The organism is Priestia sp. FSL R5-0597, from assembly GCF_038006305.1.
Classification (GTDB): Bacteria; Bacillota; Bacilli; order Bacillales; family Bacillaceae_H; genus Priestia; species Priestia zanthoxyli.
This window is the reverse complement of record NZ_JBBOUZ010000001.1, coordinates 2,904,337-2,916,650: the sequence shown is the minus strand read 5'-3', so window position 1 is coordinate 2,916,650 and position 12,314 is coordinate 2,904,337. Positions and strand designations below refer to the sequence as shown.

Sequence of the window (12,314 nt, the reverse complement as noted above, 5' to 3'; positions counted from 1 at the left end):
ACATCAACTAAAAATGAGGAGAGTGGAAAATGATGAAATTAAGCAAAAAGTTAATGATCCCTGTACTAGGAGCTTCACTATTGATGCCCACAATTGCAAACGCAGAGGAAGCACAACCAACGGCAGTAACAAAAGCTGCAGATTTACGAGCGAACTTAGACTACTTATTATCTGAACACTTTACGCTTGCCGTTGCCGCTATGACAACAGCCTATGACGGTTCTAAAGACGCTGACGCTGCGTTTAAAGCATTGGACCAAAATGCCGTTGACATGGAGCCTGCTATTGCGTCTGTCTATGGTGATAAAGGAGCAGCTGAATTTGAAAGAATTTTCAGAGAACATAACAATTACACAGATGATTTTGTAAAAGCAACAAAAGAAAATGACAAAGAAGCCATGGCTGAAGTAGATAAAGAAGTAAATCAATTCGTAAATGAATTTGCTAAGTTCTTAAGTACTGCTACGGAAGGCAAACTACCTGAGGATGCAGCAAAAGAAGCGCTTCGCGTACATGAAGACCAAGTAAAAGAAACATTTGAAGATTATGTAGCAGGTGACTACGAAGCGGCCGCTAAAACATACCGCGAAGGATATCAGCAAATGTTTGCCATTAGTAAAGCGTTATCAAATGCAATCGTAACGCAAATGCCCGATAAATTCGACAATACCAAAGTAGATACACCAGCAGCAGATTTACGTTCTTCATTAAACAGCTTAGCAGCAGAACATTTTGCTTTAGCAACAATGGGAATGGAAAAAGGGTTCAACGGTTCAAAAGATTACGACTATGTTAGCTGGTTAGAAAATGCTAACACAGCAGATTTTAAAGCTGCAATCGGTTCAGTATATGGCGATGAAGGGGCTGCACAATTCGAAAAAATTTGGCAAGGAGATCACATCAATGCCCAAGCTGAACTAGTAAGTGCACAAGTAAAAGGCGATGAAGCAGGAGAAAAAGCTGCTAAAGACAAGCTCCATAAATTCGCGCAAGAATTTGGTACATTCTTAGGAACAGCAACAGATGGAAACCTTCCAACTGCAGACGCACAGGCAGCTATAAAAGCACATGAAGATACGGTTATTAAAACATTTGAGCAATATGCATCCGGCGACTACGCTGGAAGTTATGATACGTACCGTGAAGGGTATAAATTAATGTTTGGTGTCGGCCAAGCTTTAGGTGAAGCGATTGTAAAACAAAATCCCGATAAGTTTGCTGAGACAGCTATGCCAACAGATATGCCGAAAACAGGTATGGGCGGGGCATCTGAATCAACGATGAACCCACTAACAGCGATCTATATTGCACTAGGTTCGTTAGCTGTATTAACAGCTGGAGTTATTTTACGCAAGAAACCAGTAAGTAAATAATATTTTTTCTCCTTTTCCTTATGAATTACAAGTCAAGAGTCCTAAAAAAAGAAGAGAGGTTGTTCTCTCTTCTTTTTTATAAACAGCTGTGAAACGAGGTGACGATGTGAAAAAAGCGATTGTTCTCGCCTACTGTATATTAAGTTTAGTCCTGCTTGTTAGCGGCGGACTATATTTTAAAGAACAAATGGTAGAAGCAAAAGAAATGAAGCAACAGAATGCAGCTAAGCAAAAAGAAAAAGAAGCACAATCAAAGGATTTAAAAAGCCGGGTAACGCTTGAAGAGGAATTTGCTGTATTAAAAAAGCATAAAACAGAAGCCAAACAGTTAAACAAAGAATTCAAAGGAATCATTCCTGCAAAAGTGTCCATTCCAGCTATTCATGTGGAGGCTTCAATTGAACAAGTAGGGTTATTAGACAGCGGTGAAATGGCAGCGCCATCTACAGAAAATGGAGTTGCTTGGTTTGAACCAGGAGCTAAACCTGGCGTAAAAGGAAATGCTGTACTAGCAGGACACGTAGACAGTAAAACCGGTCCTGCCGTCTTTTATAATCTAAAAAACTTAAAAAAAGACGATGAAATTACCGTAAGAGATGCACAGGGGACCACGCTTACCTTTGTTGTTAAACGTACAAAAAGCTATCCGCGAGATAAGGCACCTTTAAACGAAATTTTTGGGTACAGCAACAAACGTAATTTAAATCTAATTACGTGTACAGGCACGTTTGACCGTGCAGAAGGAACCCATCAAGAGAGGTTAGTTGTATATACAGAACTAAAAGCTGACCAAGCAAAAGAATTGGATCGTGAAGCAACTGCACCACAACCTCCCACACATGTAAAGATGAGCGGTAATTTGCTTACGTGGTACGCGGTACGAGAAGGCAATATTATCGGTTACCGAATTTATAAAAAGAACCCAGGCGGAACATTTGTCCATATTGGCAGCGTTTCGGAATTTGAGCGAAAAAGCTTTGCCGACTCCGACGCATCTCAGTCTCGTTATTATGTAACAGCTGTTAACGAGTCAGGAAAAGAGTCTGCCCCATCTAGTATAGCGAAATAACAAAAAGCTCTCTTCAAACGGAGAGCTTTTTGTTATTTTTGATTGTCGATTCAAAAGATATCTTATGGCTTTCTATTTATCTAAATGCTATTAGTTTTAATAGATAAATAAAAATTCCTTAAAAATAATACTTGAATAATATAAATATTCAGATTATTATGTACTAATAGTCTTTTTGGTAATTAAAAGGAAAAAAACAAAAAGAATCTAAAAGAAAAAGGAGAGAAAGTATGGCACAACCTAATTTGCAAACAGAGCAAAAATCACATCCAACAACCTTTCTAGACAAACTATTAGGAAGAGTAGAAGCATTCGGAAACAAACTACCTGATCCTTTTATTTTGTTTGTATGCTTAGCGCTTATTATCGTATTAGCGTCTGTTGCTATCAATAGTATGGGAGTAACGGTGGTCCATCCTGGTACTAATAAGACTCTTCCAATTAAAAGTTTGTTGTCGCATGAAGGCATTCAGTATATCTTAACATCGATGCTGACCAATTTCACTGAATTTAAGCCCCTAGGACTTGTACTTGCTATGATGCTTGGAGTCGGACTTGCAGAAAAAGTAGGTCTGCTTGAAGTGGCCATAAAGAAAACGATTTTAAATGCTCCAAAAGCTCTTATTACATACGCCATTATTTTTACAGGAATTATGGCCAACTTAGCCGCAGATGCTGCTTTTGTCATCGTGCCTCCGCTTGCCGCAATGATATTTTATACAGTAGGAAGACACCCGCTTGCTGGATTAGCAGCAGGATTTGCTGGGGTGGGATCAGGCTTTACAGCGAATCTTATTATATCCGGAACCGACGGATTGTTATCAGGCATTTCTACTGAAGCTGCTAAAACAATCGACCCAAGCGCTGCCGTCAGTCCTGCAGCGAACTGGTACTTCATGGCGGCTTCTGTATTCGTTTTAACTATTATAGGAGCGATCGTCACTGAAAAGATTGTAGAACCTAGACTGGGTAATTATAAAGGGAAAAAACGCAATGATTTTGGTGAAATCAGTGAGGTAGAAGCAAAAGGATTAAAAAACAGTATCGTTGCTACATGTATTTATGTCGTTGTACTAGCTGTTTTCTTATTTTGGCCCAACTCTCCTATACGAAATGAAGACGGCGGAATTGTTCCATCTCCTTTTTTAGATGGTATCATTCCGATTACGCTGCTGTTTTTTGTGGTAGTTGGCTCTGTTTATGGAATAACAGTAGGGAAAATCAAAAGTTCTAGAGATATACCTTCTTATATGACTGATTCGATGAAAGATATGGCTAGCTATATTGTCCTTATTTTTGCCGCCGCTCAATTTATCGCTTACTTTAATTGGACTAATATTGGAACGTGGATTGCAGTAGAAGGAGCGGATGCATTAAAAGCACTAAATCTAACTGGACTTCCAGTTGTGGTTGGTTTTGTATTTTTAACTGTGGTTCTAAGCCTTCTTATTTTTAGCGGCTCTGCTCAATGGGCACTAGAAGCACCTATTTTTATTCCATTATTCATGCTGTTAGGATACAATCCTGGATTTATTCAAGCAGCTTATCGAATAGCGGATTCGTCTACGAATGTAATCACTCCTTTAAATCCATACATGATTGTCATTTTAGCCTTTATGAAAGAATACGAGCCGAAAGCAGGACTTGGAACCATCATTTCACTTATGCTTCCTTATACTTTAGCCTTCTTAGGAATTTGGATTGTAATGTTGATTGTTTTTGCTGTATTCGGTATTCCTTTAGGACCAGGTGTATATATGTATTTGTAAAAAAAATCCTCTTCTTGGAGTAGAAGAGGATTTTTTATGTCAGAAATTCTAACACACACAAATAACATTGCAGCTTCTGTGTACATAGAAGAATAAATAACAAAAAGAAAAGAGTTTTAAAAACAAAAGTTTTCTGAATAAATTTGCAAAAAGTAGTTGCTAAATACATATAAATCAAATATGATAGTAAACATAACAAGATATGTTATATAATCTAACATTGAATTTAGGGGTTATTTATTCGTACTTAAGGGGGAAATCATCATGCAAATGGGCGATTCAGTATTTATGTTTTTTTCGGCATTATTGGTTTGGATTATGACACCAGCTATTGCATTGTTTTACGGAGGCATGGTTCGAAGTAAAAACATGTTAAGTACCGCGATGTATAGCGTAGGTTCATTAGCTGTCATATCTGTTCTTTGGATAGTAGCTGGCTATTCTCTAGCATTTTCGACCGGTGGCAATGCTTTTATTGGAAACTTGGACTGGGTGGGATTAAAAGGCGTTGGATTCACTCCAAACGGGGACTACAGCGCAACGATCCCGCATAACATGTTTATGATGTTTCAACTAACATTTGCTGTGTTAACAGTAGCTATTATCTCTGGTGCTTTTGCAGAGCGCATGAAGTTTTCAGCATTTATCTTATTTGCTATCCTATGGTCATTATTTGTATATGCACCCGTTGCACACTGGGTTTGGGGAGTTGGCGGATGGCTTCGTGAACTAGGAGCTATTGACTTTGCTGGCGGAAACGTCGTTCACATTTCATCAGGTGTAGCAGGATTAATTCTAGCTCTTGTTGTTGGAAAACGAAAAAATGCCGATGCTGCAGCACCTCACAATTTACCGCTAACTCTTTTAGGCGGAATGCTGATTTGGTTCGGGTGGTTTGGATTTAACGTTGGAAGTTCCTTAACTATTAACAGCGTTGCAATGACGGCTTTCATTAACACGAATACAGCGGCAGCAACAGGAATTATCGGCTGGCTTGTAGTAGAGTGGATTATTAATAAAAAGCCTACGCTGCTTGGAGCCGTTTCGGGAGCGATTGCTGGACTTGTAGCTATTACACCAGCTTGTGGATTCGTTACACCGTTTGCTTCTATTGTAATTGGTTTTATCGGCGGAGCAGTTTGTTTCTGGGGTATCTTCTCACTTAAAAAGAAAATCGGTTACGACGATGCGTTAGATGCATTTGGTCTTCACGGTATTGGGGGAACATGGGGAGGTATCGCAACGGGTTTATTTGCCACAACTTCTGTAAATGATGCCGGCGCGAATGGTTTATTCTACGGAGACCCAAGTCTACTATGGAAACAGCTGGTGGCTATCGTAGCAACGTATCTATTTGTCGGCATCGCTACCTTCATTATTGTTAAAGTGGTTGGGTTGGTAGTATCTCTACGCGCAACACAAGAAGAAGAAACGCTCGGGCTTGATATTACGCTGCACGGTGAAAGAGCGTATCACGAATCGAATATGTAAAAGGGGTGGGCACAGTGAGTGATGTTTTAACAAAAATTGAAATTATTACGCGCCCTTCAAAGTTTGAAGAGCTTAAGCAAGAACTAGCAAAAATTGGCGTGAGCGGTATTACGGTTACAGATGCGTTAGGATGCGGATTGCAAAAAGGCATTACGGAACTTTACAGGGGGGTCAAAAAACAAGACAATATGCACGCCCGAATTAAAGTGGAAATTGTTGTGTGCGAAGTTCCCGTATCCGACGTTGTTGATAAAGCAAGAAAAGTACTAAATACAGGTCAGCCTGGAGATGGGAAAATATTTATCTATGAATTAAAAAATGCGATTAAGATCCGAACAGGGGAAGAGGGATCACAGGCATTACGAAACAATAGTTAAACTCGGGGAGAAGCGGAAAACAAAGGGTCATAAAAAGAGGCTGGGACAAAAGTAGTTTAGCCCAAGTGAAAAACGAACCACTCATCAACATATTTAATGAGTGGTTCGTTTTTTTTGTTTTTTGTGATGATGTCTATCGTTTTATTTGTTTCTTTCCTTCTAGCAGTTGATTGGAGGGCAAGGCGGAGACTCCTGCGGGAAAAGCGGGACAGGTGAGACTCCGCAGGAGCACAAGCGACGAGGAGGCTCAGCGGCCGCCCGCGGAAAGCGAAGCCCTGCACGGAAATCAACTGCGGTGTCATAAGCCGGCCAGCCCATGTATCTCATTTGTCCGTCTTTCGGTTAGATTCATTTCGTTATATCTCAACCTTTTTTTAGGTTGAATAGTTACAAGGCATGTTTCCTTATGGTGACATGCTTTTTTGTTATATATACGGCCAAGGAGTATATCGCAAAAAACAAGTGAATATAATTAAAATTATTTTTATAAAATTAAGAAAATTATAAAAATATGTGTCATTATTACTGACAAGTTTGGTGAAATAGTGCTGTTTATCCTTTTATAATAGTAAAAAATGACTATAATTTTACTTTTATTAGTTTCTCTCTGTATAGGAGAGTGAATCTATTATGAAAGGATGTGACAACCAATGTACATAAACAGCAAGCTTTTTTACCGTTTTCAGAAATGACATTTGCCGAAAAGATAAAAAGCGTTCTAGACGCGAACAAAGGGAGGGAAAATCGTTATAAAAGACTAGCCGCTATTACGCGTTTTATAACGATTACTACATGCTAAGTAAAAAAATGTTATCTATTTTAGCAACAACGGTCTTATCAGTAGGATTTGTAGCTGGCTGTGGCAGCAACAGTACATCAGGAGAAGATAAAGGCAGCAATGTTATTAAAATTGCTACGCAAAGCCCTTTGTCAGGAGGTAGTGCAACGTTAGGTGAAGCGATCAAACTGGGAGCTCAGCTAGCTCTTGATGAAGAAAAAGACACGTTTAAAAAATTAGGATATAAACTTCAGCTTGTGCCGTATGACGACCAAGGCGATCCTAAAAAAGGCGTAGCAAACGCTCAGTTAATCGGATCAGACAAAGCTGTCTATGGCGTAATAGGACATTTAAATTCAGGAGTTACCATTCCTTCATCTGAAACGTATGAGAAATACTCAATTCCAATGATTTCTCCTGCAAGTACAGCAACGGATGTAACAGACCGAAAGTTAAAAACAGTTAACCGCATTGTAGCCCGTGATGACTTCCAAGGGCCTGCAGGAGCGAAATATGCTGTTAAAGAGTTGAAAGCAAAAAATATTTTTGTCATTCAAGATAAAACAGCCTACGGACAAGGGCTTGCAGACGCTTTTAAAACAGCGGCTGAAAAAGAAGGGGCAAAAATTGTTGGATTTGAAGGAATTACAGTTGGAGAAAAAGATTTTAACGGTGTGTTAAATCAAGTCTCTAAAGAAAAGCCAGATCTCGTTTATTTTGGAGGGCTCTACGCAGAAGGCGGACTCTTAATTAAGCAAGCTCGTGACAAAGGAATTACCGCTAAATTTATGGGAGGAGATGGCTTAGACTCCTCAACTTTAGTTGATATTGCTGGAGATGCTGTAAAAGATACGTACCTCACGTCAGTAGCAGGAGATGCTTCCAAAACACAATTTGCTAAAGATTATGAGAAGAAATTCAATAAAAAAGTAGAGTCATATTCTGTATACGGGTATGATTCCATGAAGGTTATGCTTCAAGGTATTCAAAAAGCAATTGAAGACAATGATAAAAAGCTTCCTTCTCATGAAGCAGTGCGTGATGCCGTACGAGGTATTAAAGAATACAAAGGAGAACTTACGCAGGTAGGATTTGATGAGAAAGGAGACAATAAATACGCTAAAATCTTTATCTATAAGTTTGACGCTCCTTCATATCCAGCTAAATTAGAAGGGGAAATCTCACAGTAAACCTTAGAAAAGAAAGGTATGGATGTTCCGTACCTTTCTTTTCTTAAAATTGATTTTATAGGACGAAAGGGACGAGGTTATATGTTTGCTCATATTATACAAACGCTGCCGCAAGTGTTAATCGACGGACTAACATTAGGAGCTGTATATGCAATTATTGCCCTAGGTTATACGATGGTATATGGCATTTTAGAACTCATCAATTTTGCACACGGCGAAATTTTTATGTCAGGGGCCTTTATCGGAACCGCTATTTTAATAGGATTAACAGGCGTAGGTTGGATTGCAGCTTTTCCAGCTGTTGTGACGTTAATTTTAGTTCTTCTTATTACGAGTGTTGCGACTGGGTTTCTTGGTATGGGAATTGAAAGAGTGGCTTATCGCCCCCTGCGCAAGTCTTCTAAACTGATTACACTTATTACAGCTATCGGAATGTCGTTTCTATTACAGGATTTTGTGCGCTTCATTACGGAACTTAAGAATGGTAATTATATTGTTAATACCCCTGCTTTATTTTCAGGAAAAGTATCGGTTAACGCTTCTTCTCTTTCATCATCATTTGATGATGCTACATTTAAAGTAACGTTTATCGTAGTGTTAATTGTTGCTCTTTGCTTAATGATCGGACTCGAAATTTTCGTCAATCGAACCAAATGGGGAATGGCAATGAGAGCCGTAGCTCAAGATCCCGATACGGCTTCACTCATGTCCATTAATGTAAACAAAGTTATTTCTCTTACTTTTTTTATTGGTTCGGCTTTAGGGGGAGCAACCGGCGTGTTATTTGCGCTTCATTACGGAACAATTGATCCTTACATTGGTTTCATATTAGGATTAAAGGCTTTTACAGCAGCAGTTTTAGGAGGAATAGGCAATATACGAGGCGCAATGTTTGGAGGGCTAATGCTTGGCATTCTTGAAATGTTTGCAGCTGCGAATTTATCAACAATTACCGGCAATGTTTTAGGAGCAGAGTATAAAGATGTATTTGCATTTGCCATTTTGATTTTGGTGTTAATTTTTAAACCAGAAGGCTTATTTGGAAAAGCCGTTACAGAAAAAGTGTAGGTGATGACGATGAAAAAATTAATGAGTAGGCTTGAAGGAAACAAAAAGGCGCAAATCATTTTATTTTTTATATATGTAATTGCAACAAGCGGTAGTTTAATGCTTGCCCAAAAGTCCGTCGTCGCATTTTTACTTCTTTTATTTTCATTATTACTTCTGTACTTTATGTCTCTTTCTACTAAATTAAAATGGCTAATAGCAGGGGTCATTTTAATTGTGCTGCTTCCTTTTTCAGCTAGCCAAGGCCCTGCTTATGAATCATATATGGAAGTATCTACGCTAGTAGGCATTTATGTTGCTATGGCACTTGGGTTGAACATTGTAGTCGGATTGGCCGGATTATTGGATTTGGGATTTGTTGCTTTCTTTGCAGTTGGGGCTTACACGTATGGAATTTTCGCGACTAATCAAGCTGCTAATTTTATGCCTTTTGGTACGTACCCATTATCAGGAGAAAGCTTTTGGTTTTTTATTATTGCAGGGTGCCTAATAGCCGCTTTATTTGGAGTTTTGCTTGGTATACCTGTGCTGCGCGTAAAAGGAGACTATCTAGCTATCGTTACGCTTGGATTCGGGGAAATTATTCGAATTGTGTTTAACAATTTGGATAAACCGATCAATATTACAAACGGGGCAATGGGGCTGTCCTCCGTGACGCCGCCTTCTATTTTTGGGATTAATTTAGTATATCCAAGTCAGTTCTATTATGTAGTATTAGTCATCTTAGCTGCGGTTATTTTTATTGTACGGCGATTTGAATATTCTAAAGTAGGACGATCGTGGAAAGCGGTTCGTGAAAATGAAATTGCCGCTCAAGCGATGGGAATTCACCTTGTTAGAACAAAGCTGCTTGCGTTTGCTATTGGTGCATCATTTTCAGGCATGATGGGAGTTGTTTTTGCCGCGAAGCAAACGTTTGTCGATCCAACCAGCTTTACGCTGTTAGAATCTATTACGATTTTAGTGATGGTTATTTTAGGAGGAATGGGGAGCGTTCCGGGAGTCATACTTGGAGCAGCGGTTGTAACCATTCTTAATCTTCAAGTATTAACGGAGCTCACGGATTGGTTTAATCAGCTGAGCTTAAACGGAGTTATCTCTATACCGGATGCACTTTCGCCAGCTAAAATGCAGCGATTTATCTTTGGCGGACTTCTTATTTTATTTGCTCTATACAGGTCTCAGGGATTGCTTCCTGCTAAACAGCCTACGTTCGATTTGAAAGAGCTGAAAGAAGAAGCTGAAGAAGAAATACAGCCTGTGATTTCAACGGCTAAGAAAAACGTCAATCTATAGAGGTGAAACAAATTGTCTATTTTAGAAGTGAAAAATGTAACCAAGACCTTTGGCGGTTTAGTTGCCAATCAAGACGTAACAATGGATATTCAAAAAAATTCAATAACAGCTGTAATAGGACCAAACGGCGCTGGAAAGACCACGTTTTTTAATATGGTGACAGGTGTTTATCAGCCAACCTCAGGTGATATTATGTTAAATGGTCAATCCATAACAGGGCTAAAACCTCACAGCGTATCAAAACAAGGGATTTCTCGGACATTTCAAAACATCAGGTTGTTTAGTAATATAACGGTTTTAGAAAATGTGTTAGTTGGGATGCACAACCATTTGAAAGCAACCACTTTTGAAACGCTGTTGAATTTACCTCGAGCAAGAAGAGCGGAAAAAGCAGCTAAAAAAGAAGCGTATAAGCTGTTGGAATACGTTGGGCTAGAAGCTTTATATAACGAAGTAGCCACTAACTTATCATATGGAGCGCAGCGCCGACTCGAAATTGCGAGAGCGTTAGCTACTAGACCCTCACTGTTATTATTAGACGAACCGGCTGCTGGTATGAATCCGCGTGAAACAAAAGAGCTGACGGATCTTATTCACACGATACGAAGAGACCGGGAAATAACCATTTTATTAATTGAGCATGACATGAAGCTCGTCATGGAAATTTCTGATCATATTATTGTATTAGATCATGGAATAAAAATTGCAGAAGGAAATGCTGAACATATCCGTACGCACCCGAAAGTGATCGAAGCCTATTTAGGAAAAGGAGCGGCAGAGGAGATAGAAAGGAAGGAGAAAAGCACATGACTCTATTAAAGTTAACTGAAGTTGACACCTTTTACGGAGGAATTCAAGCGCTTAAAGGAATAACGATTGATGTAGAAGAAGGAGAAATTGTGACTCTTATTGGAAGCAATGGAGCCGGTAAATCTACAACATTAAAGTCCATTAGCGGTCAAGCTCCTGTCAAAGCAGGTAGTATCGTGTATAAAGGCACCCACATCACGAAATTCCCTCCTCACCAAACGGCCCGGCTAGGAATAGCTCACGTACCAGAAGGAAGAAAAATTTTCCCTAAGATGACGGTAAAAGAAAATTTAACGATTGGAGCCTTCTCACTTTCTAATAAAAAAATAATAGAAGAAAATATGGGTAGAGTACTCACATATTTTCCGAGATTAAAAGAAAGGCTGACTCAAAAAGGAGGAACGATGAGCGGCGGTGAACAGCAAATGCTAGCTATCGGGCGAGCGCTTATGATGAACCCTTCTATGCTTATGCTAGATGAACCTTCTATGGGGCTTGCTCCCATCATTGTAGAACAAATATTTGAAATCATTATGGAATTAAATAAAAGCGGAATGACCATTTTGCTCGTTGAACAAAACGCTTATCAAGCACTGCAAATCGCGCACCGAGGCTACGTGATTCAAACGGGAGAAATTATTTTGCAAGGAAAAGGACCGGAATTAATTCACAATGAAAAAATAAAAGAAGCTTATTTAGCTTAAAAAACAAACCGCATCGCGTTTTAACGCTGCGGTTTATTTTTGTTCACAGGGGATGATTTGGATAAAGCAGGTAAGCATTGCTATTATCTGGTTTAGTTTCTTAATTAAGTAGGGAACGTTTAAAATAAGATTATTGAATAAGTGAGTAATTAGATAACCTCCTAGATGAAAGGAATGCTTCCATTTAAAGCTTTTTCATAAAAAACAAAAAAAGTTGAAACTTTTTTCATCAAAAAACGTTTATAAAGTAATAGAAAAAAATGGGTACGGTTATTTACACTCAAAAAGGAAGTGAGAGCGTGGCGACGCTGAAAACTAATTATTTGACTGACTTATGCTTAATCTATAGAGAAAGTCAATTTTATGTAATGCAAATACCTAGTTTCTAC

11 protein-coding genes are annotated in these 12,314 nt (G+C 38.9%); all 11 read left to right on the top strand.

Annotated elements, in window-relative coordinates:
- Positions 1-29: 29 nt before the first annotated feature.
- Positions 30-1,373, top strand: coding sequence for a hypothetical protein (locus tag MKX72_RS14895; protein WP_033579419.1), 1,344 nt, complete (start codon positions 30-32; stop codon positions 1,371-1,373).
- Positions 1,374-1,479: 106 nt separating this feature from the next.
- Positions 1,480-2,442 (top strand): class F sortase, encoded by a 963-nt coding sequence (locus MKX72_RS14890; protein ID WP_049165272.1) that lies wholly within the window; start codon positions 1,480-1,482, stop codon positions 2,440-2,442.
- Between the two features lie 230 nt (positions 2,443-2,672).
- Complete coding sequence (locus MKX72_RS14885; RefSeq protein ID WP_176544737.1) at positions 2,673-4,211, top strand: AbgT family transporter; 1,539 nt, start codon at positions 2,673-2,675, stop codon at positions 4,209-4,211.
- A gap of 264 nt (positions 4,212-4,475) precedes the next feature.
- The gene (locus tag MKX72_RS14880; RefSeq protein ID WP_028412855.1) at positions 4,476-5,702 is read left to right on the top strand and encodes an ammonium transporter; all 1,227 of its coding nucleotides are present in this window, start codon (positions 4,476-4,478) and stop codon (positions 5,700-5,702) included.
- Between the two features lie 14 nt (positions 5,703-5,716).
- Positions 5,717-6,079: a P-II family nitrogen regulator gene (locus MKX72_RS14875; protein ID WP_013057611.1), complete on the top strand. Its 363-nt coding sequence runs from the start codon at positions 5,717-5,719 to the stop codon at positions 6,077-6,079.
- A 166-nt stretch (positions 6,080-6,245) separates the two neighbouring features.
- Complete coding sequence (locus MKX72_RS14870) at positions 6,246-6,383, top strand: hypothetical protein (protein ID WP_186807070.1); 138 nt, start codon at positions 6,246-6,248, stop codon at positions 6,381-6,383.
- A 488-nt stretch (positions 6,384-6,871) separates the two neighbouring features.
- The gene (locus MKX72_RS14865; protein WP_033579416.1) at positions 6,872-8,047 is read left to right on the top strand and encodes a branched-chain amino acid ABC transporter substrate-binding protein; all 1,176 of its coding nucleotides are present in this window, start codon (positions 6,872-6,874) and stop codon (positions 8,045-8,047) included.
- A gap of 81 nt (positions 8,048-8,128) precedes the next feature.
- Complete coding sequence (locus MKX72_RS14860; RefSeq protein WP_033579574.1) at positions 8,129-9,115, top strand: branched-chain amino acid ABC transporter permease; 987 nt, start codon at positions 8,129-8,131, stop codon at positions 9,113-9,115.
- A gap of 9 nt (positions 9,116-9,124) precedes the next feature.
- On the top strand, positions 9,125-10,411 hold the full coding sequence (locus tag MKX72_RS14855; RefSeq protein ID WP_033579415.1) for a branched-chain amino acid ABC transporter permease: 1,287 nt from the start codon (positions 9,125-9,127) through the stop codon (positions 10,409-10,411).
- A 12-nt stretch (positions 10,412-10,423) separates the two neighbouring features.
- Positions 10,424-11,221: an ABC transporter ATP-binding protein gene (locus tag MKX72_RS14850; RefSeq protein ID WP_033579414.1), complete on the top strand. Its 798-nt coding sequence runs from the start codon at positions 10,424-10,426 to the stop codon at positions 11,219-11,221.
- Complete coding sequence (locus MKX72_RS14845) at positions 11,218-11,925, top strand: ABC transporter ATP-binding protein (RefSeq protein ID WP_049165268.1); 708 nt, start codon at positions 11,218-11,220, stop codon at positions 11,923-11,925. The genes MKX72_RS14850 and MKX72_RS14845 overlap by 4 nt, the downstream gene beginning before the upstream one ends.
- Positions 11,926-12,314: the final 389 nt, after the last annotated feature.

What these genes read in the sequence shown, in the direction of transcription:
- MKX72_RS14845 (WP_049165268.1), top strand. Translation starts at nt 11,218, where the DNA reads ATGACTCTATTAAAGTTAACTGAAGTTGACACCTTTTACGGAGGAATT.
- MKX72_RS14855 (WP_033579415.1), top strand. Translation starts at nt 9,125, where the DNA reads ATGAAAAAATTAATGAGTAGGCTTGAAGGAAACAAAAAGGCGCAAATC.
- MKX72_RS14880 (WP_028412855.1), top strand. Translation starts at nt 4,476, where the DNA reads ATGCAAATGGGCGATTCAGTATTTATGTTTTTTTCGGCATTATTGGTT.
- MKX72_RS14860 (WP_033579574.1), top strand. Translation starts at nt 8,129, where the DNA reads ATGTTTGCTCATATTATACAAACGCTGCCGCAAGTGTTAATCGACGGA.
- MKX72_RS14885 (WP_176544737.1), top strand. Translation starts at nt 2,673, where the DNA reads ATGGCACAACCTAATTTGCAAACAGAGCAAAAATCACATCCAACAACC.
- MKX72_RS14865 (WP_033579416.1), top strand. Translation starts at nt 6,872, where the DNA reads ATGCTAAGTAAAAAAATGTTATCTATTTTAGCAACAACGGTCTTATCA.
- MKX72_RS14895 (WP_033579419.1), top strand. Translation starts at nt 30, where the DNA reads ATGATGAAATTAAGCAAAAAGTTAATGATCCCTGTACTAGGAGCTTCA.